Raw genomic sequence first — 25,362 nt, forward strand, 5'->3', positions numbered from 1 at the left:
GTCCCGCTCCCTCACAGCCCGGCCCCCCTGCGCGTCGGCACGACGTCCTGCGGGACGAGGGTGCGCAGGTCGTCCAGGGTGGGGGAGACCAGCGAACTGAGCCGCCCCGCCTGCCGCGTGATCATCGTCTCCACGACCTGGCGGGCCAACCGCGCGTTGCCGAACGTCCGGTCCCGCGGCAGCGCGTCGAAGTACTCCTCCAGCAGCGGACCGGTGCCCGGCCCGCACTCGTAGCCCATCGAGGCGGCGTGGGTGCGGACGATGGTGACCAGCTCCTGGGACGAGTAGTCGGAGAAGGCGACGCGCCGCGAGAACCGCGACGACAGACCGGGGTTGGAGGCGAGGAACCGCTCCATCTCCTCGGTGTACCCGGCGACGATGACCACCACGTCGTCGCGGTGGTCCTCCATCAGCTTCAGCAGGGTGTCCACGGCCTCCTGGCCGAAGTCGGCCCCGCCGCCCGCCGGGGTGAGCGTGTACGCCTCGTCGATGAACAGCACACCGCCGCGCGCCCGTTCGAAGACCTCCTTGGTCAACTGGGCGGTGTGGCCGATGTACCGGCCGACCAGGTCGGCCCGCGCCACCTCGACCAACTGCCCGCTGGTCAGGATGCCCAACTGGGTCAGGATCTCTCCGTACAACCGGGCCACCGTGGTCTTGCCGGTACCGGGCGGGCCGGTGAAGACCAGATGGTGGCTGATCGAGGGCACCGGCAGCCCGGCGGCCGCCCGGTGCCGGGCCGTCGTGATCAGGTTCACCAGGTCGGTGACGTCCCGCTTGACCTCCGCCAGCCCCACCATGTCCGCGAGGCCGGTCAGCGGGTCCTGGACCGGCTCATCGGTCGACGGCACGGCGGCGTCGGACACGTCCTGCGGGAGCAGGAGGCGCAGATCGCGCTCGCCGATGTCCGCCTGCGAGGCGAGCCGCACCGCCTGCCGGTCCACCATCTCCTCGAACACCCCGCGCGCGGCACGGCCGTTGCCGAACCCCGCGTCGCGCGGCATCCGTTCGAAGTGAGCCGCCAGCGCCTCGGCGGCGCCCTCGCCCAGCTCGTACTGGTGCCGGGTGCACATGTTCTCCATGATCGCCACGAGTTCGGGGACCGAGTAGTTCTCGAACTCCACGGTCCGCGAGAACCGGGACGCCAGACCGGGGTTGGAGGCCAGGAACGACTCCATCTCCCGCGAGTAGCCCGCCACGATGACCACCACGTCGTCGCGGTGGTCCTCCATCAGCTTCAGCAGCGTGTCCACGGCCTCCCGGCCGAAGTCCGCTCCGCCGCTCCCGCTGTCCGCGGTCAGCGTGTACGCCTCGTCGACGAACAGCACCCCGCCCAGGGCGCGGTTGAACGTCTCCGTCGTCTTGATCGCCGTACCGCCCACGATCTGCGCCACCAGGTCCGCACGGGACACCTCGACCAGATGGCCGCTGCGCAGCGAGCCCAGCTCCGCCAGGATCGAGCCGTAGAGCCGCGCGACGGTCGTCTTGCCGGTGCCGGGCGGACCCGTGAACACCAGATGGCGGCTCATCGGCGGCGCGGACATCCCCAACTGCTCGCGTTTCTGGGCGAGTTGGGTGAGGTTCACCAGGGTGCGCACCTGCTGCTTGACGTTCTCCAGGCCGATCAGCTCGTTGAGCGCGCTCAACGGGCCGCCCTCGCGGGTGAGCGGGGAGTCCTCGGCGCTGCCGGACCCCGCCGGGTCGGTGTTCTCCGCCGCGCCGGTGCCCCACGCGTCCCGCTTGCCGTTGTCCACGCTGGTCAGCCCCTCCACGGCCAGCCGCTCACCGGGGGTCGACTGAACCAGTCCGCCGCCCGCGTTCTCGCGCGCCGTGCAGTTCACCAGCGAGACCGGGGCCGTCGTCTCCACCCGGAAGCCGTCCTTCTCGCCGCTGGTCACCTCGCAGGCGCTCAGCGAGCCGTGGCTGCCCTCCCGGAACGCGAACCCGTGCCCCTTCGGGGCGTGCACGGTGAGCCGGCTCGCGGTCACCTCGCCGCCGCCGTCGACCGCCACGCCGTCCTCGGCGGGCGTCTCGACGCGGAAGTCCCGCACGGTCACGTTGCCGCCGTCCTCGACGAGGAGCCCGTCGCCCCCGCTGCCGGAGACGCCGCCGCCCGCCAGGTACAGCGTGCTGCCCGAGCCCGCCCGCACCCCGGCGCCCTGCGGACGGACCACCTCGCAGTCCTCCACCCGACCCCGCGCGTCCTTCGACGCCGCGATGCCGTCGCCGGCCGGCTCCACCAGCCGCGCCCGGCGCAGCAGCGGATTGGCGCCGCTGCGCACCAGGACGGCGGGGGACCCGCCGATCACCTCCAGCCGGTCCAGCTCCGCCGCCGAGTCCTCCTCCAGCAGCAGACCGGCCTCGTCGCAGTCCCGCACGGTCAGCCCGGTCAGGGCCGGCGAGGCCGCGCCGCTCACCTTGAGCGCGGCGCCCTGGGCGGTGTCCACCCAGCAGTCCTCGAACATGCCGCGCGCCCGGTCGGTCACCAGCAGCCCGCTGCCCCGTGTGCGCGAGGTGCGGCAGCGGCGGAGCACCGGGTCGGTGCCCTGCGCCAGCACGATGCCGGACGCGGACGTGCCGGTGACCCGTACGTCCTCCAGCGTGGTGCGGCCCGCGCTCGTGATGTGGACGCCGGTGCTGGTGTCGTGCACCACCGAGCGCACGACGCGGGTCGTGCAGCGTTCCTCCAGCGCGATCGAGGGCTTGTCGGTGGAGGAGATGTCGCAGTCCTCGACGGAGCCGGCCGCGTCGCCGTTGGCGAGCACGCCGTTGCCTCGGGCGTCGCGGACGGTGCAGCCGCGGATCGTGGCGTCCCCCTGCTCGGCCAGGACGATGCCGCTGGTCGCCAGGTGCTCCACGGAGCAGGACTCCACCGAACTGCCGGCCGCCGAGGTGATCACGATCCCGGCGCCCTGGGGGTTGCTCACCCGGCAGTCGCGCAGCGCCAGCGAGCCGGTGCCGCCGGCCAGCAGCGCGGTCCACGAGGAACCGCTGATCTCGCAGCCGTCCAGCGCCGCCTGGCCGCGCCGCACGTCCACGACCGGCTGGTCGGGGTCGGTGCCGCGCAGCGTCAGCTCGGAGAGCATCACGGCGTCGGCGCGCAGCGACAGCGCGCTGCCCGAACGCGGCCGGATCTCCACGGTGCCCCGTCCCTCGGCCGCCGTGAGCGTGACCCGTGTGTGGATCACCAGGCTCTCGACGTACGTCCCCGGACGGATGCTGACGACGGCCCCGATGCGCGCCGCCGCCAGCGCCTCCCCGATCGTCCGGAAGCGGTCGGAACCTGCCGGACCGACCGTCAGTACCTGCCGAGACACGCGTGAACCTCCTCGCCTGGGCGGCGCCATCCGATGCGCCCGCCGCTTCCGGGAGCACCCGGAACCACGATCATGCCAGTACGTCGCTCTGTTGTTCGCGCGTGCTCCCGCCGAGGACGCCGGTCGGCGCCGGTCAGGCGAAGCTCCACTTCTGGTTGTCCGCGCCCGTGCACGTCCACAGCCGCAGCTCGATGCGGTGGTCGGTGTGCTGGTTCACGTCGACGCACTTGCCGACCACGGTGTTCACCAGGTCGTGGGCCTCGTTGAGCACGAACTTCTGGGCGGCGTTGTCGCTGCAGTGGGCGAGCTGGATGGGGGTGCCGTCGTTGAAGTTCGCGTTGGCCACGTCGAGGCACTTCCCGCCGATCCGCAGCGTACCGTCCGAAGCGAACTGCCAGCTCTGGGCGTTGGTGCCGTTGCAGTCCCAGACCTCCAGCGGCATACCGTCGTTGAACATGCTGTGGGGCACGTTCAGGCAGCGGCCCGAGAGATGGTTGCGGATGACCACCGGGTTGCCCAGCGTCACCCCGGACGCGGGCGCCGCCTGGCCGCCCCCGCCCGCCGGAGCCCTGCGGCTGCCCGACGTTCCGTCCGCCGCCTTCGACCTGGCCTGCGACGCCGGCTTGGCCGGTGCCGCGCCCGTGCCGCCGGCCGCCTTCCCGCCGCCGCCGGCCTTGTCCGAGGGGGTGGCGGCGGTGGGGGACGTGCCGGCCCGGGTGGGCGCGCTCCTGGCCGGACCACCGGACGGGGAGGCGCCGACCGAGGGGGTGGCGGCCTTCGGCCCGCCGCCCCCGGACTTCTCGGGCTCCGCTACCCCGAACTCGCCCGGCCTGCCCTGCTCGTCACCGCCCAGCACGGTCCCGGCGGCGTTGGCCGTCCGCGGCCGTTCGTCGTCGTCCCCGCCGAGCACCAGGAACGGCACGGACAGCAGAAGCGTTCCGGCGACCGCCGCTCCGGCCAGCGCCGCCTTGCCGGGCCGGCCCACCGCCGCGGTTTTCGGCGACTCGTCGCCGGCCGCCGTCGACGTCAGGTTCCGTACGAAGGCGGGCAGCCGGCTCTGCGACACCGCGGCCGCGGCGTCGGCCTCGGCGCGGGTTCCGCCGTCGGGTAGGGACGCGCCGGCGGTTGCGGCGTCCGGGGCGTCCTGGGCGCGCGGGGCCCCCGCGCCGCCTCCGGCCTCCGCGCCGCTCTCGGCACGGGGAGCTGCCGAGGCGTCCTCGCCGACGGGCCCGCTCCCGGAGCCTGCCATGCCTTCGGACTTCTCGGCGGCCTTCGCGGCGGCCGGCGCCGCGGCGTCGGCGACGGTGCTCGCGGTCGCCGTCACGGCGGCCCCGGCGCGGCTCTCCTCGCCGTCCGTCCGGGTCGCGGCCGTGGAGGTGGCGGTGGAGTCCTCACCGGCCGGAGGCACGGCGGGAGCAGGGGTCGAACGCGTCACGGGGTCCTCACCGAGGTAGGGGGCCAGGGGGCCGATACTGAACCTTCGGGCAGCGGAGCGGAGATGCCGGATTCGTGGGCACCGGTCTCGCGCGCGCCCTCGTCCTCGCCGGGCACGGGGTCCGGCAGGCTCTCCGCCGGTACGGCCAGGGGCGCGGAGGCCAGGGCGTTGACCAGCAGCAGCGTGCGTGATTCTCGCACATCCCGCGCCAACTCCGCTGCGGGCAGGGTGTCATGGATCAATGACGCGGGCGTGAACTGATGTGCGGGATCGGTGAAGACCAGGACGACGGGGCGGCCGTCCGCTCCGGCTGCCGTCAGCGGCCGTCCGTCGAGACCGCGCACCACGCTGACCTCCGCGGCGGCCAGGGCCGTCAACGCCTCGTCGACGGAGCCGTATCCGGTCGCCGCCCGTTGCGCCGCCGCGTCCACCGGATCAGTGGGCTCAGGCCACCCGAGCGCCGAAGGGGACGGCCGGTAAAGGGGGTTGGGCCGGTACGCGACGACGTCCCCGTCCTCGTCGGAGCGCCACTCGCCGACCACCGCCCACTCCGGCGGCGGCCGGTCCTGCGGCCACTGCGGATCGACGGCGCCCAGCCAGTGGTCCGGAGCGTCCCGCGCCGCGGCGCGCACCGCGTCGGGTATGACGGGGGGCTCCTCCTCCGCCGGCGGCTCTCCGCCGGCCGTGGTCCCGGGGGGCGCGACGGCGTCGCTCCCCGCATCCGCTCGTCGTTCTGCGGACCGCATCCTGCACCTGCCTTCGGGGGTCGTGCACGGGCGGCGAGCGCCGCAACCTGTCCGTGGAAGGCAACAGGATGCCATGTCGGCGGAGCCTTCGGACGCTCCCGGAGCGAGCTGTTCCGGTCGCCCCGCCGACCGACCGGAGGGACGGGCGTCCCGGTGCGCCGATCCGCCCGGCCGGGGTGGGCGGCGGGGCCGCGACCGGCGTGCGCGCAAACCATGGTGGAGCTCGGGGGCAGGGATGTGAGACTGGGGCGATGGACACGGCGACGCGCTTTCGGCAGACGGTCATCGCCTGGGTGGCGGACGGCGCTCCGGCCGGGGTCCGGGCCGACCTCGTCCGCGACCTGGCCGCCGCCATGGAGTTGCGCACGGTGGTCCTCGTCGAGGGCGTCAGCGACCGGGCGGCCGTCGAGGCGCTCGCCGCGCGGCAGGGGCGCTCGCCGTCCGCCGAGGGCGTGGTGGTCGTGCCGATCGGGGGCGCGACCAGCGTCACCCGCTTCCTGCGGCCCCTCGGCCCCCACGGGCTCGGCCTCCGGCTGGCCGGCCTGTGCGACGCGGCGGAGCAGCGCTTCTTCCGCCGGGGTCTGGAGCGGACCGGGTTCGGCGACCGCCTCACGGACGGCGACACCGAGGCGCTGGGCTTCTTCGTGTGCCACGCCGACCTGGAGGACGAACTGATCCGCTCGCTCGGCGCGGCCGGAGTCCAGCGGGTCATCGAGGACCAGGGCGACCTGCGGGCCCTGCGGATCTTCCAACGGCAGCCCGCACAGCGGGAGCGGGCCGTGGAAGCGCAGGTGAAGCGCTTCATGGGCACCATCGGCGGCCGCAAGGAGCAGTACGCCCGCGCACTCGTCGGCGCGCTGGACCTCGCCCGCCTGCCGACGCCCCTGGACCGCCTCCTCGCCCACCTCTGAGCGCGGCGGCCGATACGGCGATCGGGTGCACGGGGTCGGCGCGTCCCTCCGGCCGAACGGGGAGCGCCCCGTCGGCCGGACGCCCGGAAGCGGTCGCAGCTCAAGGGGCGTTCGCCACAGCCCGCGAACCGGCGCCCCGCTGCCGTACGCCCTGCGCGGCGCGTGCGAGAGCCGTGCGGAGGCCGGTCGCCGAGATGCGTTCACGGTCCGTATGCGTCAGACTCCTGACCGCGACCAGGCATCCGACCAAGGGGACTTCCAGCCATGCGCCTCGATCTTCACGCGACCTTCGCCATCACCACCGCGAGCGCTCTTCTGGTCGGCGGTTACGCGACCGGCGCCGCCCAGGCCGCACCGGCGGGCGGGGCCCCGAACGCGCCGTCCTCGCTGGTGCTCACCGTCGCCCGCGGCGAGAAGCCCCTCACCGCCCCCGTCGAGCGGGCCGTGACGCTCACCTGCGCCCCGCGCGCCGAGGGCACCCACCCCGCCCCCGAGGCGGCCTGCGAGGAGATCGCCGCCGTCGCGGGCGAGTTCGCCCAGCTCGCCGCCGGGCCCGTGAAGCGGGTCTGCACCCGGCAGTGGGACCCGGTCGCGGTCACCGCCCGCGGTGTGTGGGAGGGGGAGCGGGTCGAGTTCACCGCCACGTACGGCAACGCCTGCGAGCTGGCGGGGAGCACGAACGACAGCTCGGTGTTCGCCTTCTGACCTCGCGCCCCCGCCGGGGACGCGAGGTCTTCGGCCGTCAGGGGCGGCGGCCCGCCCCACGCGCGCCGTAGAGCGCGGCGCCGAGCGCGATGACCGCCGCCCCGGCCAGCACGGAGGCGCCCGGCAGCGCACAGGCCAGGGCCGCGCAGCCGACGGCGCCGAGCACCGGCGTCACCCGCGCGGCGCGGCGGCCGGGGAGGGTGAGGGCGGAGGCGTTGGCCACGGCGTAGTACACCAGCACGCCGAAGGACGAGAAGCCGATCGCCCCGCGCAGGTCCACCACCGCGGCCAGCACCGCGACGACGGCGCCCACGGCGAGTTCGGCGCGGTGGGGGACCTGGAAGCGGGGGTGGACGGCGGCCAGCGCGTGCGGCAGGTGCCGGTCGCGGGCCATCGCGAGCGTAGTGCGCGAGACGCCGAGGATCAGCGCCAGCAGGGAGCCCAGCGCGGCGACCGCGGCCCCGGCGCCCACGACGGGCGCCAGGGCGGGAGCGCCGGCGGCGCGCACGGCGTCGGCCAGCGGGGCGGTGGCCCCGCTCAGCCCGTCCGGGCCCAGCACGAGCAGGGCCGAGACCGCTACGGCCGCGTACACGGCCAGGGCGATGCCGAGCCCGGTGCGGATCGCCCGCGGGATGGTGCGGGCCGGGTCGCGGACCTCCTCGCCGAGCGTCGTGATGCGCGCGTACCCGGCGAAGGCGAAGAACAGCAGCCCCGCCGCCTGGAGCACCCCGCCCGCGGTGGCGTCCCCGCCGATGCCCAGCCGGGCGGCGTCGGCCGTGCCTCCGGTGAGGCAGGCGGTCACCACCGCGGCGAGCACCGCGAGGGCGACGGCGACGATGCCCCGCGTCAGGAGCGCGGACTTCCGCACCCCGGCGTAGTTGACCGCGGTGAGCGCCACCACCGAGGCGACGGCCACCGCGTGGGTGTGCCGGGGCCACACGTACGAACCCACGGTCAGGGCCATCGCCGCACACGACGCGGTCTTGCCGACCACGAACGCCCACCCGGCGAGGTAGCCCCAGAAGGGCCCAAGGCGCTCGCGGCCGTACACGTACGTGCCGCCCGACACCGGATAGCGGGCGGCGAGCCGGGCGGACGACGTCGCGTTGCAGTACGCCACGGCCGCGGCCAGTGCCAGGCCGAGCAGCAGCCCGGACCCCGCCGCCGAGGCGGCCGGCGCCAGCGCGGCGAAGATGCCCGCGCCGATCATCGAGCCGAGCCCGATCACCACGGCGTCGAACACCCCCAGGCGGCGCTCCAACCCCCCGGCCGCCGTTGAGCTGCCCATCGCCCACTCCCTCCGTGACACCCTGCCGGCCGAACGGAATCGGACGCCGGTACGGGCGCACGATAGAGGGTGGCGGTGTCGGGCCGGTGGCGCGGAGGGGCGCGAGCGAGCGGGAGGGCCCCTCCGGCGCGGAGGCACGGGCGTACGGGGCGGGCGGGGGCCGCGCCGCTCCGGCCGCCGCCCCGGTACGTCATCGTCCGGGGCGGTGACGCACTACCGGCGCGCGGACAGCGCGGGGTCCCGGTCGGCGGAGGGCGTCGGGGCCGGCTACGGCTCGGGCGTGGAGGGTGCGGCCATCCTCGTCATCGCCGTCCGGTAGACCTCCGAGGACCGCGGGTGGTCCGCGCACTGCCAGACCCCGTGCGGGCAGTAGTCCGTGACGGTCTGGTAGAGCGGCTCGTGCCGGTCGATCCAGGCGAGCATCCGCCGCATGTACACGGGGTTGTCCCCGTTGCGGAAGAGCCCCCACTCCGGGAACGAGATCGGCTTGCCGTGCTCGGCGGCGAAGTCCACGTGCTTCCTCAGCCCGTACGGACCGGAGACCTGGTCGTCGAAGGTCTCGCCGGCCGGCTGGTCGTAGGAGTCCATCCCGATGATGTCCACGACGCCGTCGCCCGGATAGCACTCGGTCCACGGCACCGCGTCCCGTCCCCGGCTGGGGGCGAAGTCGAAGCGGAACGCCTGGCCCGGCACCGCGCGCATCGCGGTGACGATCCGCCGCCAGTACGCCTTCCACGCCGCGGGGTCGGGGCCGCACCGGTGCGTGTACGTGGTGCCGTTCATCTCCCAGCCGAGCACGACCACCGTGTCCGGCACGCCCAGCCGCACCAGGCGCTCCGCCAGGCGGGTGAAGTGCTGGTCGAAGTCGCCGGCCGCGCCCGCCCTGAGCAGCGCGCGGACCTCGTCGTCCGGCACTTGCTCCTCGTTGCGCTCCAGCATCGGCACGTTCAGGACGAACATCCGCTCCTCGTCCGCCCGCCGCCACGCGGCCCAGGCTTCGAGGAACGCGGGAGCGCCCTCGATGTTCACCCACAGGTCGCCCGGCAGGTAGGTGTGGCCCACGCGCAGCTCGGCCCCGCCGAGCCAGCGCGCGAGATCGGCCATCCGCTCCACGCCCGCGGGCCCGTAGTCGAGGTACGCGCCGTGCGCCGTGCGCACCGCGGCCGCTCCGGGAGCCGTGCCGTCGACGGTGTGGGCGTCCGGCAGCCGGCCCGCGACGCCGGCGCCGGCCGCGAGGCTGAGAGCCACCGCCGCGATGCACGTACTGATGAGACGCCGCTGTGCCGGCATTGCTTCTCCTGGCAGGGTGAGGGTCCGGGTCGGTCCGGTGCGTTGGCAAGGGGTTCTCGTCGTCGGGCGGCTCGGGCAGGGCCGGCGGGCGTCCCGTTCAGGCGAGGGCGGGGCCGCAGGTGATGGGGAGCGATCGGACGCGGTTGTCGAAGTGCGAGTCGACCAGTCGCGGATCGCCCAGGGTCCGGACGACCGGCCGCCGGACGAGCAGTTCCCGGAGGAGTGCCGCCATCTCCAGGTGGGCCAGACGCGCGCCGAGGCAGTGGTGCGGGCCCCCTCCGCCGTATCCCAGATGGGGATTGGGCGAGCGGGTGATGTCGAAGGCGTCAGGACGGGGGAAGACGGCCTCGTCGCGGTTGGCCGACGCGTAGACGAGGGCGACCCTCTCGCCCGGACGGAACATGCGGCCGCCCAGCTCGCAGGGGGCGGTGACCGTCCGGCGGAACTGGATGATCGGCGTCGAATGGCGCACGATCTCGTCGACCGCGCCGCCGATGTACCGGTCGAAGTCGGACCGCAGCAGGGCCCGCTGCTCCGGATGCCGGTCGAGCAGGTGCAGCCCGTGCGCGATCGCGTTGCGGGTGGTCTCCACCCCGGCGACCAGCAGCAGCGAGAAGAACGCCGCCAGTTGCCGCCCGGACAGCGCCTCCCCGTCGACGTCCGCGTGCACCAGCGCCGAGACCAGGTCGTCCTCGGGCCGCCGCCGGCGCTCACGGGCGAGCCGCGCCATCAGCCACTGCAGACGGGCCAGGGACGCCACCCCGCGCCCCGGCACCCGCGGCCCCCGGCGCTCCACCCCCACGCGCTCCGAGGTGCGGTCGACCCGCGCCGCGATCCGCGCCCGGTACGGCCCCGGCACGCCCATCAGGTCGCAGATCGCCTCCAGCGGCAGCCGTGAGGCCGCCGACGGCACGAGGTCGCGGGGGCGCGCGGCGATCAGCTCGTCGACCAGGCGCTCGGCGAGGCGGTTGATGTTCTCCTCCGCGCCGGCCAGCAGCCTCGGGGTGAAGCGCCGCGAGACGATCCGGCGCAGCGCCGCGTGCTCGGCCCCGTCCATGTGGACCATCGCGTTCCCGAAGACCGCCTTCGCCCAGCCGGCCGGCTCCGGGGCCGTGACCCCCGGAGCGCTCGCGAACACCCGCGGTGCGCGGCTCGCGGCCCGTACGTCGGCGTGGCGCACCAGGGCGTAGAAGGGCCCCCCGACCGTGCGCGCGGCGCCCGGCCGGGGGGTGAAGAGCACCGGAGCGTCGCGTTCGCGCAGCAGGGCGAAGGCCCTGAGCCGCTCGGGCCGCGGCAGCCGCCAGAAGGCCGGGTCGGCCAGGTCGACGTCCGCCGCGCTCGACGCGCGGTCCCCGGACACCTCGTACGGACCGGTCATGCCCACCACCTCCACGGGTTCGCAGACCATGTTCCGGCCCACGGGCCCCGGCGGGCCGTCCGACGCGGCCCCCGGCGGGCCGCCGCCGCACAGCCTCACGCGTTTGACGGAGCGTGAGCGCGCCCAGGGGGCCGTACGCCGAGCGCACGAGAACCGATTCGCCACCGACTCGTTGTCGACATCACCACCATCACCCCCAACGACTCGACGAGAGGCAGGAAGTCACCCCCATGAGCCCCATCCCCGCCGAACCCGGCGGCGCACACCGTTTCCCACGCCGGTTCGTCCTGCGCGGCGCGTTCACCGCCGCCGTGGTCACCGGCACCGCCGCCGCCCTGCTCCCCGCGCTCGAACGCGAGCGCGGAGCCGCCGCCCGTCCCGGCCCCGAAGCGCCCCGGCCCGCCGCGGAGGAGTTCGCCGCGGAGGAGTTCACCGAGATGTACCGGGGCCGGGAGATCCGGGGGACGGTGACCGCCGTCGTCCCCGCCGCCGACCGCGACGCCGACGAACCGGTCCCCGACGTCCGCATCGACGGCAGGCCCCTGCACGTCATGAGGCGGGCGGACGGCACCTACCTGAGCGACGTCCGGCACTACGAGTCGTATCCGACGCTGCTGGAGACGGCGCGCGCCGCCGTCGACGAGCTGGGCGCCGCCCGGCTCGCACCCCCCGCCGCGCACCGCATGTGAAAGAGGAGGACCAGCACCGGTGTACACCCGCAAGAACCAACGCGACCTGACCCGCGCCGAGAAGCGCCGGCTCGTCGACGCCATCCTGAAACTGAAGCGCTCCGGCCGCTACGACGACTTCGTCGTCATGCACCGGGAGTACTACGTCATGGACACCGAGCGCCGGCCGCGCCCGGCCCACATGACGGCCTCGTTCTTCCCCTGGCACCGCCAGTACCTGCTGGAGTTCGAGAAAGCCCTCCAGAGCGTCGACGCCGGGGTCAGCGTCCCCTACTGGGACTGGACCACCGACAACCGGCCCGACTCCTCGCTGTGGGCGGAGGACTTCCTCGGCGGCAACGGCAGGGCGGGCGACCGCATGGTCACCACCGGGCCGTTCGCCTACGAGGCGGGCAACTGGAGCGTCGGGGGCGGAGTCACCGACGAGCACTACCTCACCCGCAACTTCGGCAGGCCCGGCAGGGACCCCGTCTCCCTCCCCACCAAGGACGACGTGGCGCGGGCGCTCCAGGACCCGGTCTACGACACCGAGCCGTGGAACAGCACCAGCACCGAGGGCTTCCGCAACCGCGTCGAGGGCTGGGGCATCCGCGGTGTGCGCGCGGTGGCCAACCACAACCGCGTGCACCAATGGGTCGGCGGCCCGATGGCGGGCGCGGCCTCCCCCGAGGACCCGGTCTTCTGGCTGCACCACTCCTTCATCGACCTGCTGTGGGACCGGTGGCGGAAGGCCCACCCGCGCTCCGCCTACCTGCCGGGCCGCAAACCCGCCTCGCCCGACCGGGACCGCGCCTACGTCTTCGGCCTCGACGATCCGATGCCCCCCTGGAACGTGGCGCCCGCGCGCCTGCTCGACCACGGCAAGCTCTACCGCTACGCCTGATCGTGGCGAACCCCCCGCACGGAAACGGCCGGCCCCTCCGGAAGGAGAGGGCCGGCCGCTCGGTCAATGCGGCGGATCAGCGGCCGTGGCCGTAGTCCCCGTGGTCGCCGTCGGCGTTGATGCAGGTGTTGCCGAACGCCGGGTTCAGGACGCCGATCACGTTGATCGTGTTGCCGCAGAGGTTCACCGGCACGTGCACGGGCACCTGGATGACGTTGCCCGAGACGACGCCGGGGGAGCCGGCGGCGAGGCCCTGGGCGCCGGCGTCCGCGGACGCCATGCCGGCGCCGCCGGCGATGAGGGCGCCGGTACCGGCCATGACAGCGGCGACCTTCGTCATACGAGACATTCAGAACTCCTTGTAAGGAAGGGGATGGTGTGCGGACGTGAGGCCCGCACCCCCTGACAACGCGCAAAGCGCCGAACGGTAACGGATCTCCCATAGGCGATATCTCCGACGCCGCCGTCCGGGTCACCCGGCGCCGGGTCAGCGCCCGATCGAGGGCAGCGCGGCCAGCCGGTCGCGCCAGTCCCGCGCCGCCGGGAAGCGGGCCTTCACGGTCCGCGCCGCCCGCTCCCGCACCGCCGCCTGGGACTCGCGCAGCCGCAGCAGGGGCTCCAGCTCGGGACGGGCCAGCAGCAGCCGCTGGTTGGCCACGGTGACGGGCTGCCAGTGCGCCTTGTACCGCTCCGCGCCGCGCAGCAGGCTCACCACCTCGCGCCCGTCCTCCCAGGCGCGCCGGGCGAGGTCGCGCAGCAGCAACGTCGACACGTCGACCTTCCGTGCGCGCAGCGCCGGGTCCGCGCCGAACAGGTAGCCGCCGACCAGGGGCCCGGACTGCAACGACAGGCCGGAGGCCACCACCTCGCCCGCCAGCCGGAACTCCGTCACGGCCCCCGTCCCGTCCGCCGTCATCCGCCCCACCGAGCGGACCAGGTGGTCCGAGAAGCGCGCCCTGAGATGCTCGGGATTGACCGCCCGCCCCTCCCACTGCCGCCGGTGCAGCCGCAGCAGCGTCCCGATCGCCGCGGGGACGCCGTCCTGCGGGACCGTGCTCGCCGTGATCCCCAGCGCCTCCACCCCGCGCAGCCTGGCCCGCAGCCGCTGCCCCCGCGCTCCGGTCAGCCGCGCCGCCAGGTCGTCCAGCGGCCGGGCGGGCAGCTCCATGCACGTCGAGTCCGCGAGCCGGCTCCGCGGCCCCGTCCACCGGCCGAACAGCAACTGCGCGGAGGCGTCGGGCCGCACCTCCCGCAGGTCGATCACGGCGTGCCGGGCCGCCCGGTCCAGGCCGCGCCCCAGCGCCCCCACCGCGTACCCCGCCTCCTCCTCGTCCAGCAGGATGTCGAAGAAGTCGGAGACGGCTCCGCCCATCGGGACGAGCAGCGGCATCGGGCGGTGCGCCAGCATCAGCGGCGCCGCCCCGATCAGCCGGCCCGCCCGCCGCACCAGGACGACCCGCAGACGGTCCCGGCGGCCGTAGGAGATCCACCACGAGTGCAGCCAGGCGTGGCTCTGGAACGGGGTGGCGGTGGCGCAGCGGCGGTGCAGGGCGTCCCACTCCCCGGCGAGCGCGCCGAACTCCCGGAAGTCCCGGCACAGGGTCACGGCGACGCCGCCCGTCCGTCCCCTCATCGCACGGCCCCCCGGTCGTCCAGGGCCGCGGACGCGCCGCCCGAGGCCGGGGCGGGGACCTGGGCCGCGACGCTCCAGCCGGCCCGGCGCGGGCGCACCAGCAGGACCAGGCCCCCCAGCAGGCCGCCGGCGGCCGCTCCCACGGCCGTGCCCAGCGGCACGGACGGCGCGACCGGCCGGTCCGGCGCCATCGCGTGGGTGAACTTGACCAGCTTCACCCCGGTGTCCTCGGAGACATGGCCGCTGCTCACGACGACGGCCTCGATGACCGCGTTCGCGATGTCGGCCGCCCGGCGCCCCTCGCCGGACGAGCCGGTCACCGCGATCATCGGCGCGTCGGGAGAGGTCTCCGACCGCACCAGCGACCGCAGTTCGCGCACCGGCTCGCCGGCCGCGCCCTGCGCGTACGACAGGGTCGCGTCGGTGGTGGCCAGCCGCCCGAACGACTGGGCGTAGCCCAGCGCCGCCGAGGGGTCGGTCCCCTTCTCGGCGACGACCACCGCGTAGCCGGTGGACTCGTACCGGGGCTCGGCGAGCACGCCGTACCCGAGCCCGGACACCGTGCCGAGCAGTGCGCAGGCGGGCAGGGGCCACCAGTGCGGCAGTTGGGACAGGGTGGTGCGCAGCCGGCGTGCGACGAGGTGTCGCCGCCGCTCGGGGTTCTCGGTCATGGCAGGGCTCTCCGGTTCGGTGGGGCGGTGTCGAGGGCGTACGCGTAGACCTCCATCAGGCGCTCGGCGCTGCGCCTGATGTCGTAGTGGCCGACGGCTCGGGGCGGCGGCAGCCGGTGGGCGCGGGCGTGTATCCGCTGCCGCAGCCCGGCCGCCAACTCCTCGGCGCTCCCGGAGATCCGGGTGGCGCCGGGCGCGTGGGAGGAGGGCAGGTCGTCGATGGCGGGGCAGGCGTCGTGCAGCACCGGCAGCCCCGCCGCGAGCGCCTCCACGGCCGCCAGGCCGAAGGACTCCTCGCGGGAGGTGGAGACGAACACGTCCACGGCGCTGAGCAGCGCCGGGACGCCGGGCGCCGGCCCGCCGCCCGCCTCGCCGCACTCCCCGAGGAAGCGCACCCGGTCCGCCGCCCCGAGGCGGTGGGCCAGGGCCCGCAGCGGCCCGGCCTCGGGACCGTCGCCGGCCAGCAGCAGGCGGGCGGGCGGCAGGGCGGCCACCGCGCGGAGCAGCACGTCGAAGCGTTTGCCGGGCACCAGGCGGCCGACCCCGCCCACCGTGAACGCGTCGCCGGGGATGTCCAGCGCCGCCCGCACGGCCGCCCGCCGCTCCGCGTCGTAGCGGAAGCGGTCCGCGTCGATGCCGTTGGGCACCAGCCGGATGCGGTTCGCGGGCACCCCCCAGTCCCGCAGCCGCCCGGCCACGGTCGGGGAGACGGCGACGGTGGCCGAGCCGAGCCGCTCGGTGGAGAGGTAGAGGGCGCGGACGCCGCGGCCGAGCGGCCGGCCCTCGATCTCGGCGCGGCCCAGGGAGTGCTCGGTGGCGACCACCGCCCGCGCGCCCGCGAGCCGGGCCGCGACCCGGCCGTACACGCAGGCCCGGTACAGGTGCGTGTGGACCAGGTCGTAGCGGCCGCGCCGGATCAGCCGGGCCAGCCTCCCCACGGCCGGGAGGTCCCGGTTGCCGCGCATCCCCAGATGGGCCACCCGGACCCCGTCGGCCCGCAGCCCCTCGGCCACCGGGCCGGGGTTGGTGAGCGTCACCACGTCGCAGGGCACCGGCAGATGGCGCAGCAGCAGCCGCAACTGGAGCTCCGCCCCGCCGACGCCCAGCCCGGTGATGACGTGCAGCGCCCTCACCGGGAGCCCCCCGTCCGCACCGGGCCGGCCGCCGCCGGGCGCTCCCCGGCCGCCCCGCCGTGCCGCAGTCCGTGGCGCAGCGCCTTCGCCCACAGCCGTACGCCCCGGTCGGCCTGGCTGACGTGGGTGCGGGGGAGCGCGAAGCGGCCGAGCGGCGGGCCGGCCGCCAGCGCGCAGGCGTAGGCGTATCCGGCGGAGCGGGCGGCGGCCGCGACGCGGCGGTCGAGGATGCCGTACGGGTAGCAGAAGCCCTCCGGGAGGGCGCCGGTGAGGTCGCCGATCAGCTCCCGGCTGTGCCGCGTCTCGCGGTGCAGTTCCGCGTCGGCCAGCGCGGTCAGGTCCCGGTGGTACAGGCCGTGCGAGCCGACCTCCATGCCGGCCTCGGCGACGCGCCGGAGGTCCGCGCGGGTCAGCAGCGGCTTGCGCGGCCCCAGCGGGTCCCACGCGTTCACGCCGCCGTCGCGCCCCGGCAGGACGAAGACGGTCGCCCGGAAGCCGTGCGCGCGCAGCACCGGCAGCGCCTCGCCGAGGAAGTCCGCGTACCCGTCGTCGAAGGTCAGCCCGACCAGGCCGCGCCGCCCCGCCGCCTCCGCCCGCAGCAGCTCCGCGACCCCCACCCCCGTCAGCCCCCTGCCGCGCAGCCAGGACAACTGCTCGGCCAGGCGCGCGGGGGAGACGGTGATGCCGTACGGGTCGTCGCCCGTGTCGCTCACCGAGTGGTACGTGAGGATCCACGGCCGGCGGCGGGCGGGCGGGCGGGACCGGGGCGGGGGAGCGTCGGCGCGGCGCGCCGGGCGGTCAGCGGCCATGGAGGAGCCTCCGTCGGGTGAGGGCGAGCAGGGAAGCGATGTCGGGCGAGCGCAGGGCGAGCCCGGTCAGGACGAACACGCCGGGGACGATCAGGCACCCGGCGGCCAGGCTCGGCAACGGGTCGTGGACGGCCGCGGCGGCCGCCCAGCCCGCCGCCCCGGCGGCGAGCGCGGCGAGGGCGAGCCGCCCCAGGGAGAGCGCCACGGCCCTCGGGCGGACGGGCACGACCCGGCTGCCGAGCCCGAGGAGGAGGAGCAGGGCGGCCGTGCTGATCCCGCACGCGTTGGCCGCCGCGATGCCGTCGACGCCGAAGCGGTGCGTGAGGGCGAGCCCGGCCCCCAGGGTGACCAGCAGCCCGGCGCCCATGGCGGCCGCGGGGAACCAGGTGGGCCGCCCGGAAGAGAAGAACGGCCTGCTCAACGCGCCGACCAGGCAGTGCCCGAGCAGCCCCGCCGCGTAGACCCGCATCGCCCGCGCGGTGACTTCCGTGTCGTGGGCGTCGAACGCGCCGCGCTGGAAGAGCACCTCGATGATGTGGGGGGCGTGTCCGAGGAGGAGCGCCGTGCCCAGCAGCACCACCGCCGCGGCCAGCGTCAGGTCCCGTTCGACGCGCAGCCGGGCCCTCTCCCGGTCCCCGGCGGCGATGGCGCGGGCGACGACCGGGAAGGTCACCGTGCAGACCATCAGCGACAGCACCATCGGCACCTGCGCGACCTTCTGCGCGTAGTTCAGATGGGAGATCGCCCCGGCGGGCAGCGTGGAGGCCAGGAACCGCTCGATCAGCACCTGGGACTGGCGGCCCACCACGAACAGGACCACCGGGGCCAGCACCGCGGCCCCCAGCGGCGCGGCCGCCCGCGCGACCCGCCGCCCGGTCCGGCCGAACCGCGGGCGCGCGGGCGGCACCAGGCGCAGGAAGACGGGGAGTTGGGTCAGGACCATCAGGACGCCGCCGACCGCGACGCCCGCCGCCGCGGCCCGCACCCCCCACGCGGTGTGCAGGGCCAGCGTCATGCCGATGATGCCGACGTTGTAGGCGGCGTAGACCCCGGCGGGGGGCAGGAAGCTGCCGTGCGCGCGCAGGGCGGCGCTGAAGTAGCCGGTGATCCCGAACGTGAGCACGGTGAGCCCCGTCAACCGGGTGCAGTCCACCGCGAGCCGGGGATCGGCCAGCCCCGGCGCCAGCACGTCCACGATCCACGGGGCCCCGGCGGCGAGCAGCGCCGCCGCGCCCGCGAGCAGGGCCGACAGCCGGGGGAGCGTGGCCGCGACCAGGGCGCGCACGGGGTCGGCCCCCGGTCCATCCCCGCCCCCGAGCGCCGCCGCCCGCCGGGTCAGGGCGAGGGAGAAGGCCGGGACGAGCAGCAGCGCCATGCCGTCCTCGATCAGCAGCGTCGCCGCCATCTCGGGGATCGTCCAGGCGACCAGGAACGCGTCGCTCGCGCCGCTCGCGCCGAAGTAGCGGGCGACGGCCTGGTCCCGCACCAGGCCGAGGAGGGCCCCCAGCACGGTCAGACCGGCGGTGGCCGCCGCCGCACGGGCGAGGAAGGACCCGAGCCGGGGGCTGCCGCCGCCGCACTCCTTCGACGCGGGCTCGGGGGCCGGGAGCGGCGCGGTCCGCGTCCCCGCGCCGCTCATCCGGCCGTCTCCGCGCCCGGTTCCGCCAGCGCCCACCAGGCGGCCAGCCCCAGCACGACGCCGCTCAGCACCGTCGTGGGCCCGCCGATGTCCGCGTACAGGAAGTCGACGCTCTGCCACGTCATCAGCGCGACCGCCACGAGACCGCAGTCGAGGGGCGCGCCCCGGCGGGCACGGGCCGAGCGGAGCCTGCGGACGGCCGCGACCAGGATCGCCGCCCAGCCGCCGACGACCGCGGTGAGGCCGACGAGGCCCTGTTCGCTCAGGACGAGGAGGTACATGTTGTGCGGCGACAGGAGGGCCTGCCTGCGGAACCGCCGGCCCGCCCCGGCGGTGTCGCTCCCGGAGGAGAGGCCGATCGAGGCGTGCGCGTCCCGGTGGGCGGGGAACCCCTTGAGGCCGACCCCGACCGCGGGGCGCTCGCGCCACATCGAGCCCGCGGCGCTCCACATCGCGTACCGGTCGCTCACCGAGCGGTCCGGGGACCGGGTCACCTCGGTCACGCTGGCGACCCGGTCCGCGAGCATCGCGGAGCCGACGCCGAACCCGCCGACCAGCACCACCCCCGCCGCGGCGAGCACGGCCAGCGAGGCCAGGGCCCGGCGCCGCCCGCTCAACGCCAGGGCCGCGAGGAGGGCGGCGGCCGTGGCGATCCACACGCCCCGGCTGAACGAGAGCGCCAGCGGCACGAGCAGCGCGGCGGCGACGAGGGCGGCGCACGGCCGCAGCAGGCGGGGCGCGGAGCCGGGCGGCCGCAGCGCGCAGGCGGCCGCGGCGAGCAGCCCGTAGGCGACCACGGTGGCCATCCCCATGACGTCGCCCGGCCCGAACGTGCCGACCGCCCGCACGTCCTCGCCCATGTACGAGGCCCCGGTCCCGGTGGCGTACTGGTGGACGCCGACGGCGCCCTGGACGAGCGCCGGCAGGACCAGGCAGCCGGCGACGATCCGGAAGCCGCGGGCGTCGCGGAGCAGCAGGAACACGGCGGCCGGCACCAGGACGAAGACCTGGAGGTAGCGGACCAGCCCCGGCAGGGCCGCCGCCGGGTCCGCGGCGGTCACGGTGGCCACGGCGAACCCCGCGGCGGGCAGGCCCAGGACGAGGGCGGCCGCGGGGCTCAGCGGGCGCCGCCGCAGGTACAGCAGCCGCCCCGCGCACACCAGGACCGCGAGGCCGGAGGCGAGGTCGGCCGGGGTGACCGCCGGGCCGCCGCCGGACGCGCCGAGGGGGAGGGCGGGCAGCAGGACGGTCGCGACCAGCGGCAGCAGCGGCCACCTGCTCCGCCATCCGGCCGCCGCCGGACGGCGGACGGCGGGGACGGCGGGTGCGGGCGCGGCGAGGACGGCGGCCATGGTCAGCTCCCTCCGAGCCGGAACAGGGAGCCCGCGGTCCGCATCAGCACGCACGCGTCCCGCCAGAGCGACCAGGTCTCGATGTAGTGGTTGTCGAAGCGGGCCCGCTCCTCGATCGAGGTGTCGCCGCGCAACCCGTTCACCTGGGCCAGCCCGGTGAGGCCCACCGGCATCCGGTGGCGGGCCGGGTATCCGGGGTGGGCGCGGCTGAACTGGGCGACGAAGAAGGGGCGTTCGGGGCGCGGTCCGACCAGGCTCATGTCGCCGCGCAGGACGTTCCACAGTTGCGGCAGCTCGTCGAGGGAGGTGCGGCGCAGCGCCCGGCCCACCCGGCTCATCCGCCCGTCGGAGGCGACGTTCCACCGGGTCGCCGACTCCTGGGCGTCGGCGGGCCGCAGCGTACGGAACTTCAGCAGGACGAACGGGCGGCCGCCGCGGCCGACGCGCTCCTGGCGGAAGATCACCCCCGGCCCGTCCGCCAGCCGCACCGCCAGCGCGCAGACCGCCATCACCGGCGCGGCCGCCAGCAGGCCGAGCGCCGCCAGGACCGTGTCCATCACCCGCTTGGCGCCGTGGCCGAGGGGGCGCCGGGCCTCCTCGCGCAGCCGGTGGACGGCGAAGCCCCACACATGGTCCGGGCGGTCCACGACCGGGCGCGCGGCGGGGGCCCCGGCGCCCGGATCGGTGACCAGCCACACCCGGCAGCCGTAGCCGGTGAGCAGGGAGAGGAGGGCGGCGCCGTCCGGGGCGGCGTCGGGCGGGGCGGTGAACACCGCGTGCCGCACGCTGTGGCGCACCACCGCCCGCCCCACCTCCCGCGGGGCGCCCAGGACCGGCAGCGGCCGCGCCCCGCACCCCACCGCGACGCCCTCGCCCCCGCGGCCGGCGACCAGGGCGACCGGGCGCAGCCCGTACTCGGGGTGGTCGCACAGGGCGGCCGCCACCCGGCGGGCGAGCGCGCCGTCGCCGACGACCAGGGCGGAGCGGGGCCGGCGCGCGCCCTCGCGCCGCCGCGCCCGGTGCACCGCCGCCCGCGCCGCGCAGGTCAGCGCCGCCTGCGCGGCCGCCCCGTGGGCGAGCACCGCCCAGCCCGCCGCGGGGCGGCCGGTCCACAGGCTCAGCACCTCCGACGTCACGTACCACTGGAGGAGGACGAGACCGAGGAGCGCGGGGAGTTCGGTGAGCACGGAGGCGGACAGCCGCCTGCGGTAGAGCCCCCGGTGGGCGAAGAGGAGCACCTGCGCCGCCGCCTGGGCGGCCGCCACCGTCCAGGGCCACGGCGCGGGGGCGAGCAGCGCGCACGCCGCGACGGGCGCGAGGGCGTCGCCGCACACGAGCTGCGCCACCCGGCCGCACCGGACGGCCCGGCGCCCGCCGCGCGGGGGCCGGGCGTGCCCGCTCCCCCTTCGCTGCGGGTGCACCGTGCGCGCCTGCACGGCGGTCGCCTGTCCGGCGGCGGGAACGGGGGCGCTCTCCATCGTCATCGCTCGGTGCGCTTCCTCATCGTGGGGTCCGACAGGCCGACAAGATCCTGGTAGAGAGCGGCGATCGCCCCCGCCGTGCGCCGCACGTCGAAGACCGACCGGGTGTGCCGCAGGGCCCGGCGGGAGACCGTCTCGCGCAGTTCCGGGTCGGTGAGCAGCGCGGTGAGCGCCCGTGCGAGGGCCGCCGGGTCCTCGGGCGGCACGAGGCAGTGCTCCTCGTGGCCCGGTGCGAGGCTCTCCCGCGCCCCGTCGACGTCGGTGACCACGACGGGGCGCCCGCAGGCCATGGCCTCCAGCGGCGCCAGCGCCATGCCCTCCCAGCGGGAGGGCAGCACGAGGACGTCCGCGGCGTGCATCCACGGCAGCACGTCCTCGCAGTCCCCGGTGAACAGCACGCCGGGCGGGGCCGATCGCTCCAGCCGCCCGCGGTCGGGCCCGTCGCCCACCAGGACCAGGCGCGCCGCAGGCACCCGGACGCGGCTCCAGGCCCGCAGCAGGACGTCCTGCCCCTTCTGCCGGGTCAGCCGGCCGACGCAGACGACCACCGGGGCCCGGGCGGGGGCGTCGGCCAGCAGGGGCAGAGCGGCGCGGGCCGCCGCGCGCTCGGCGCCGCCGCCGGGGCGGAAGCGGTCGAGGTCGACGCCGTTGTGGACCACCGACCAGCGGGCCGTGATCCCCGCCCGCTGGCCGGCGCGGCGTTCGGCGTCGCTGACGCACAGGATGTGGTCGGCCCAGCGGGCCGCGAACCGCTCCCAGCGCACCGCCAGTTCGGCGGTGCGTCCGTCGACGGCCTCGAACGACCAGGCGTGCGGCTGGAACACCGTCGGCACCGACCCGCGTACGGCGATGCGCCCCGCCAGCCCGGCTTTCGCACTGTGGGCGTGCACCACGTCCGGGCGGCTCGTGCGGACGATCCGGCGCGCGGCCGCGACCTCGCCGGCCAACCGGGGGCCGGGGGCGCGGGTGGCGGCCCAGCCGTGCACCTCCGCGCCCGCCTCGGCGGCCCTGCGGGCCAGCGGACTGCCGGGCGGACAGGCCACCAGGGGGCGCAGCCCCGACCGGGCCTGGACTTCGACGAGGTCGGCGACGACCCGAGCCACACCACCGTCGACGGGCTGGACCAGGTGAAGGACCGTCAAAGGTCTTTCGTCAGTACGACACATGTGCAGCACGCACGGCTCTCTTCGCTCAATACGGTGAGTAAAGCCGAAATGCACTTTGGCAGACATCTGGCCCAATCATGGGTATGACTCGCTCATACGACCACATGGGGAGTAGCCCTGATGCGCGGCTGTTCGAGTGAGGGCGGGACGGGCTCCCACCTGCTCGTGAGGCGTCTTGGGCAGGCGGTGGAAGGCTCGCGGCGCAGGAGCCCGCGAAAGGGGAGGGCGTTTCCCCGCGCCCTTTCCGCAGGTGTTCCGTCACTCTTTTCCCGGCGTGCCGCACACCCCCGTTCGCCACGCCGAACGGCGGCACCGCGGGAGCGGCGAATTGCGCCGTCCCCGTTTTCGTGGAATGGCCTGCCCGGCGCGGGCGGCAGGCCCGCTCCATGGCCGGGGACCGTTCCGCCCCCGTGGAACCGCCGCCGGTGCGGGCCCGGCCGCTCTGCCGCCGGTCCCGCTCGCGTCGGGGCAGGCCCGCACGTCCCGCGAACGGCCGCCCCCGGCCTGCGCGGGCTCGGCCGCCGCGCTGGAATGGACGGGTGACCGCGCCCCCGGACGACTGCCTCGCCCGCAACGAGTGGTTCTGCGGCGCCTATCTCTCCAGCCGCCGCGAGATCCTCGTGGACGCGGTGGTGCAGCACGTGCAGATGACGGCCGCCTCGGTGGCCATCGCCCTGCTGCTCGCCGTCCCGCTGGCCGTGGCGGCCCGCCGGTGGCGCTGGGCCTCCGGGCCGGTGCTCGCTCTCACCACCGTCCTCTACACCATCCCCTCGCTGGCGATGTTCTCGCTGCTGCTGCCGCTGTACGGGCTCTCCGCCGCGCTCGTCGTCGCGGGGCTCGTCCTCTACTCCCTGACGCTGCTGGTCCGCAACATCCTGGCCGGGCTCCGGGCCGTCCCCGAGGAGACCCGGCAGGCGGCGCGGGGCATGGGGTACGGGCCGCTGCGCCTCCTGCTCGCCGTGGAACTCCCGCTCGCCCTCCCGGCCGCGATGGCCGGCCTGCGCATCGCCACCGTCTCCGCGGTCTCCCTGGCCACCGTCGGGGCGATCGTCGGCCACGGCGGACTCGGCAACCTCATCTACTCCGGCATGAACACCTACTTCAAGGCCCAGGTGCTCACCGCCTCCGTCCTCTGCGTCGCCATCGCGGTCGCCGCCGACCTGCTGCTCCTGGGAGCCGGCCGGCTGCTGACCCCCTGGACCCGGAGGCGGGCGTGAACACGCTCGCCGACGCCTGGGCCTGGCTCACCACCGCCTCCCACTGGTCGGGCCCCGAGGGGATCGGCGACCGGCTCGGCGAACACCTCCGCCTCACCGCCGTCTGCCTCCTCCTGAGCTGCCTGATCGCCCTGCCCGTCGCCCTCGTCCTCGGCCACCTCGGCAAGGGCGGTGCGCTCGCCGTCAACCTCTCCAACGTCGGCCGGGCCGTCCCCACCTTCGCTGTGCTGGTCCTGCTGCTGCTCACCCCGATCGGCACGCACGGCCAGTGGCCGACGATCATCGCGCTGGTCCTGTTCGCCGTGCCGCCGCTCCTGACCAACGCCTACGTCGGAATGCGCGAGGTCGACCGCGACGTCGTCCGGGCCGCCCGGGGGATGGGCATGACCGGTCGCCAGTTGCTGCTGGGGGTGGAACTGCCCCTCGCCCTGCCGCTGATCCTCACCGGGGTGCGGATCGCCGCGGTCCAACTCGTGGCCACCGCCACCCTCGCCGCACTCGCGGGCGGCGGCGGGCTGGGCCGCGTCATCACCGCGGGCTTCCACCTCGCCTCCACCCCGCAGGTGGTCGCCGGAGCGGCCCTGGTGGCCGCCCTCGCCCTGCTGGTCGAGTGCCTGTTCGAGGCCGGGCAGCGGCTCGCCCCGCGCCGGCGGGGGAGCGCGTGAGGCCCGCCTCCCGCCGCTGCCTCGCGGCCCTCCTGCTCGTCGCCGCCACCGCCTGCGCCACCGGCCCCAGCCTGGAGGACCAGGGCGAGGTCACCGGGCCGCCCGGCGACAGCAGGGAACTCACCGTCGGATCGGCCGGGTTCACCGAGAGCGAGCTGCTGGCCCGGATGTACGCCCTGCTCCTGGAGCGCGCCGGATACTCCACCGACCTCATCTCCGTCACCAACCGGGAGATCTACGAACCCGCCCTGGAGAGCGGCCGGATCGACGTCGTACCGGAGTACGCGGCGACCTTCGCCGACTGGCTCAACGCGAAGGCCCGCGGCGCCGACGCGCCCCCCGCCGGCTCGCCCGACCTCGACGCCACCATGAAGGCGCTGCGCGCGCTGGCCGCCCCGCGCGGGCTGACCGTGCTCGACCCCGGCCGGGCCGTCGACCAGAACGCCTTCGCGGTCACCGCCGCGTACGCGAGGAAGCACCGCCTGAGGACCCTCAGCGACCTGGGCGCCGCCGGGCTGCCCGTGCGGCTGGCGGCGGGCGACGAATGCGTGCGACGGCCCTCCTGCGCACCGGGGCTGCGCCGCACGTACGGCATCGACGTCGTCGCCGTCGACCCCAAGGGCGTCGGCACCACCCAGGCGAAGCGGGCGGTCCAGAACGGCCAGGACCAGATGGTGCTCACCACCACGACCGACGCCACGCTGGACCGGTTCGGCCTGGTCCTGCTGGCGGACGACAAGCGCCTCCAGAACGCCGACCACGTCGTCCCCGTCGTCAACCGGGCCGGCGCCGGGAGCACCGGGGTGCGCGACGCCCTCGACCGGCTCAACACCGTGCTGACCACGGCCGACCTCGCGTCGATGAACGAGCGGGTCGACAGTTGGCGCAGGCTCCCCGAGGACGTCGCACGCGGATACCTGGAGTCGAAGGGGCTCCTGGCGGCGCGGTGAGCGG

At 75.8% G+C, this 25,362-nt stretch carries 21 protein-coding genes and 1 pseudogene; 7 read left to right on the forward strand and 15 right to left on the reverse strand.

All coding sequences use genetic code 11. From position 1 onward, the window contains the following. Positions 1-11: 11 nt before the first annotated feature. From ACZ6EJ_RS12480 to ACZ6EJ_RS12490, 3 genes are all read right to left on the reverse strand, one after another. Complete coding sequence (locus ACZ6EJ_RS12480) at positions 12-3,317, reverse strand: right-handed parallel beta-helix repeat-containing protein (RefSeq protein WP_469266674.1); 3,306 nt, start codon at positions 3,315-3,317, stop codon at positions 12-14. A gap of 133 nt (positions 3,318-3,450) precedes the next feature. Then, positions 3,451-4,752: a ricin-type beta-trefoil lectin domain protein gene (locus tag ACZ6EJ_RS12485; protein ID WP_469266676.1), complete on the reverse strand. Its 1,302-nt coding sequence runs from the start codon at positions 4,750-4,752 to the stop codon at positions 3,451-3,453. Next, positions 4,749-5,498 carry a type VII secretion system-associated protein gene (locus ACZ6EJ_RS12490; RefSeq protein ID WP_469266678.1) on the reverse strand — a complete coding sequence of 250 codons (750 nt, stop codon included), beginning with the start codon at positions 5,496-5,498 and terminating at the stop codon, positions 4,749-4,751. The genes ACZ6EJ_RS12485 and ACZ6EJ_RS12490 overlap by 4 nt, the downstream gene beginning before the upstream one ends. A gap of 251 nt (positions 5,499-5,749) precedes the next feature. On the opposite strand from ACZ6EJ_RS12490, the gene ACZ6EJ_RS12495 reads away from it, so the two are divergent. Then, entirely contained in the window at positions 5,750-6,409 is a 660-nt protein-coding gene (locus tag ACZ6EJ_RS12495; RefSeq protein WP_469266680.1) for a TOPRIM nucleotidyl transferase/hydrolase domain-containing protein, read from the forward strand. Positions 6,410-6,673: 264 nt separating this feature from the next. After that, a complete protein-coding gene (locus tag ACZ6EJ_RS12500) occupies positions 6,674-7,114 on the forward strand; it encodes an SSI family serine proteinase inhibitor (protein ID WP_469266681.1) in 441 nt (146 codons plus the stop codon). A gap of 37 nt (positions 7,115-7,151) precedes the next feature. Here the strand turns inward: ACZ6EJ_RS12500 and ACZ6EJ_RS12505 are convergent, their stop codons facing one another. From ACZ6EJ_RS12505 to ACZ6EJ_RS12515, 3 genes and pseudogenes are all read right to left on the reverse strand, one after another. Next, entirely contained in the window at positions 7,152-8,402 is a 1,251-nt protein-coding gene (locus ACZ6EJ_RS12505) for an APC family permease (RefSeq protein ID WP_469266683.1), read from the reverse strand. Then, positions 8,339-9,692 (reverse strand): annotated as a pseudogene (locus tag ACZ6EJ_RS12510) (glycoside hydrolase family 26 protein). Before ACZ6EJ_RS12510 ends, ACZ6EJ_RS12505 begins: the two are co-directional and overlap by 64 nt. A 97-nt stretch (positions 9,693-9,789) precedes the next feature. Then, positions 9,790-11,070 carry a cytochrome P450 gene (locus ACZ6EJ_RS12515; RefSeq protein ID WP_469266685.1) on the reverse strand — a complete coding sequence of 427 codons (1,281 nt, stop codon included), beginning with the start codon at positions 11,068-11,070 and terminating at the stop codon, positions 9,790-9,792. Between the two features lie 230 nt (positions 11,071-11,300). Here ACZ6EJ_RS12515 and ACZ6EJ_RS12520 point away from each other — a divergent pair, with 230 nt between their 5' ends. Both ACZ6EJ_RS12520 and ACZ6EJ_RS12525 read left to right on the forward strand, forming a co-directional pair. Then, positions 11,301-11,759 carry a tyrosinase family oxidase copper chaperone gene (locus tag ACZ6EJ_RS12520; RefSeq protein ID WP_469266687.1) on the forward strand — a complete coding sequence of 153 codons (459 nt, stop codon included), beginning with the start codon at positions 11,301-11,303 and terminating at the stop codon, positions 11,757-11,759. A gap of 19 nt (positions 11,760-11,778) precedes the next feature. Further along, positions 11,779-12,642, forward strand: a complete 864-nt coding sequence (locus tag ACZ6EJ_RS12525; protein ID WP_469266689.1) for a tyrosinase family protein — start codon at positions 11,779-11,781, stop codon at positions 12,640-12,642. A gap of 76 nt (positions 12,643-12,718) precedes the next feature. On the opposite strand, the gene ACZ6EJ_RS12530 is transcribed toward ACZ6EJ_RS12525, so the two are convergent. From ACZ6EJ_RS12530 to ACZ6EJ_RS12570, 9 genes are all read right to left on the reverse strand, one after another. Next, entirely contained in the window at positions 12,719-12,991 is a 273-nt protein-coding gene (locus tag ACZ6EJ_RS12530) for a chaplin (RefSeq protein ID WP_469266691.1), read from the reverse strand. Positions 12,992-13,129: 138 nt separating this feature from the next. Beyond that, positions 13,130-14,275, reverse strand: a complete 1,146-nt coding sequence (locus ACZ6EJ_RS12535) for a GNAT family N-acetyltransferase (RefSeq protein ID WP_469266692.1) — start codon at positions 14,273-14,275, stop codon at positions 13,130-13,132. Beyond that, complete coding sequence (locus ACZ6EJ_RS12540; protein WP_469266694.1) at positions 14,272-14,946, reverse strand: YveK family protein; 675 nt, start codon at positions 14,944-14,946, stop codon at positions 14,272-14,274. Before ACZ6EJ_RS12540 ends, ACZ6EJ_RS12535 begins: the two co-directional genes overlap by 4 nt. Beyond that, positions 14,943-16,079, reverse strand: a complete 1,137-nt coding sequence (locus ACZ6EJ_RS12545) for a glycosyltransferase (protein ID WP_469266696.1) — start codon at positions 16,077-16,079, stop codon at positions 14,943-14,945. Before ACZ6EJ_RS12545 ends, ACZ6EJ_RS12540 begins: the two co-directional genes overlap by 4 nt. Then, the gene (locus ACZ6EJ_RS12550) at positions 16,076-16,888 is read right to left on the reverse strand and encodes a polysaccharide deacetylase family protein (protein WP_469266697.1); all 813 of its coding nucleotides are present in this window, start codon (positions 16,886-16,888) and stop codon (positions 16,076-16,078) included. The genes ACZ6EJ_RS12545 and ACZ6EJ_RS12550 overlap by 4 nt, the downstream gene beginning before the upstream one ends. After that, complete coding sequence (locus ACZ6EJ_RS12555; protein WP_469266699.1) at positions 16,878-18,527, reverse strand: lipid II flippase MurJ; 1,650 nt, start codon at positions 18,525-18,527, stop codon at positions 16,878-16,880. Before ACZ6EJ_RS12555 ends, ACZ6EJ_RS12550 begins: the two co-directional genes overlap by 11 nt. Continuing rightward, on the reverse strand, positions 18,524-19,879 hold the full coding sequence (locus ACZ6EJ_RS12560) for an O-antigen ligase family protein (protein WP_469266701.1): 1,356 nt from the start codon (positions 19,877-19,879) through the stop codon (positions 18,524-18,526). The genes ACZ6EJ_RS12555 and ACZ6EJ_RS12560 overlap by 4 nt, the downstream gene beginning before the upstream one ends. Before the next feature lie 2 nt (positions 19,880-19,881). After that, on the reverse strand, positions 19,882-21,363 hold the full coding sequence (locus tag ACZ6EJ_RS12565) for an exopolysaccharide biosynthesis polyprenyl glycosylphosphotransferase (RefSeq protein ID WP_469266702.1): 1,482 nt from the start codon (positions 21,361-21,363) through the stop codon (positions 19,882-19,884). After that, complete coding sequence (locus ACZ6EJ_RS12570) at positions 21,360-22,526, reverse strand: glycosyltransferase (protein ID WP_469266795.1); 1,167 nt, start codon at positions 22,524-22,526, stop codon at positions 21,360-21,362. Before ACZ6EJ_RS12570 ends, ACZ6EJ_RS12565 begins: the two co-directional genes overlap by 4 nt. Positions 22,527-23,065: 539 nt before the next feature. On the opposite strand from ACZ6EJ_RS12570, the gene ACZ6EJ_RS12575 reads away from it, so the two are divergent. Genes ACZ6EJ_RS12575 through ACZ6EJ_RS12585 form a run of 3 tightly spaced genes read left to right on the forward strand, consistent with a single transcriptional unit; the run spans position 23,066 to position 25,358 of the window. After that, complete coding sequence (locus ACZ6EJ_RS12575; protein WP_469266704.1) at positions 23,066-23,743, forward strand: ABC transporter permease; 678 nt, start codon at positions 23,066-23,068, stop codon at positions 23,741-23,743. Further along, positions 23,740-24,408 carry an ABC transporter permease gene (locus ACZ6EJ_RS12580; RefSeq protein WP_469266706.1) on the forward strand — a complete coding sequence of 223 codons (669 nt, stop codon included), beginning with the start codon at positions 23,740-23,742 and terminating at the stop codon, positions 24,406-24,408. Before ACZ6EJ_RS12575 ends, ACZ6EJ_RS12580 begins: the two co-directional genes overlap by 4 nt. Then, positions 24,405-25,358, forward strand: coding sequence for an ABC transporter substrate-binding protein (locus ACZ6EJ_RS12585; RefSeq protein ID WP_469266708.1), 954 nt, complete (start codon positions 24,405-24,407; stop codon positions 25,356-25,358). Before ACZ6EJ_RS12580 ends, ACZ6EJ_RS12585 begins: the two co-directional genes overlap by 4 nt. Positions 25,359-25,362 lie beyond the last annotated feature (4 nt).

Source organism: Streptomyces sp. NPDC041970 (genome assembly GCF_055588985.1).

Bases quoted from the DNA above. Each gene is read 5' to 3' on its own strand.
- ACZ6EJ_RS12490 (WP_469266678.1), bottom strand. From the start codon at position 5,498: ATGCGGTCCGCAGAACGACGAGCGGATGCGGGGAGCGACGCCGTCGCG.
- ACZ6EJ_RS12495 (WP_469266680.1), top strand. From the start codon at position 5,750: ATGGACACGGCGACGCGCTTTCGGCAGACGGTCATCGCCTGGGTGGCG.
- ACZ6EJ_RS12500 (WP_469266681.1), top strand. From the start codon at position 6,674: ATGCGCCTCGATCTTCACGCGACCTTCGCCATCACCACCGCGAGCGCT.
- ACZ6EJ_RS12505 (WP_469266683.1), bottom strand. From the start codon at position 8,402: ATGGGCAGCTCAACGGCGGCCGGGGGGTTGGAGCGCCGCCTGGGGGTG.
- ACZ6EJ_RS12515 (WP_469266685.1), bottom strand. From the start codon at position 11,070: ATGACCGGTCCGTACGAGGTGTCCGGGGACCGCGCGTCGAGCGCGGCG.
- ACZ6EJ_RS12520 (WP_469266687.1), top strand. From the start codon at position 11,301: ATGAGCCCCATCCCCGCCGAACCCGGCGGCGCACACCGTTTCCCACGC.
- ACZ6EJ_RS12530 (WP_469266691.1), bottom strand. From the start codon at position 12,991: ATGTCTCGTATGACGAAGGTCGCCGCTGTCATGGCCGGTACCGGCGCC.
- ACZ6EJ_RS12535 (WP_469266692.1), bottom strand. From the start codon at position 14,275: ATGAGGGGACGGACGGGCGGCGTCGCCGTGACCCTGTGCCGGGACTTC.
- ACZ6EJ_RS12540 (WP_469266694.1), bottom strand. From the start codon at position 14,946: ATGACCGAGAACCCCGAGCGGCGGCGACACCTCGTCGCACGCCGGCTG.
- ACZ6EJ_RS12550 (WP_469266697.1), bottom strand. From the start codon at position 16,888: ATGGCCGCTGACCGCCCGGCGCGCCGCGCCGACGCTCCCCCGCCCCGG.
- ACZ6EJ_RS12555 (WP_469266699.1), bottom strand. From the start codon at position 18,527: ATGAGCGGCGCGGGGACGCGGACCGCGCCGCTCCCGGCCCCCGAGCCC.
- ACZ6EJ_RS12560 (WP_469266701.1), bottom strand. From the start codon at position 19,879: ATGGCCGCCGTCCTCGCCGCGCCCGCACCCGCCGTCCCCGCCGTCCGC.
- ACZ6EJ_RS12565 (WP_469266702.1), bottom strand. From the start codon at position 21,363: ATGACGATGGAGAGCGCCCCCGTTCCCGCCGCCGGACAGGCGACCGCC.
- ACZ6EJ_RS12570 (WP_469266795.1), bottom strand. From the start codon at position 22,526: ATGTGTCGTACTGACGAAAGACCTTTGACGGTCCTTCACCTGGTCCAG.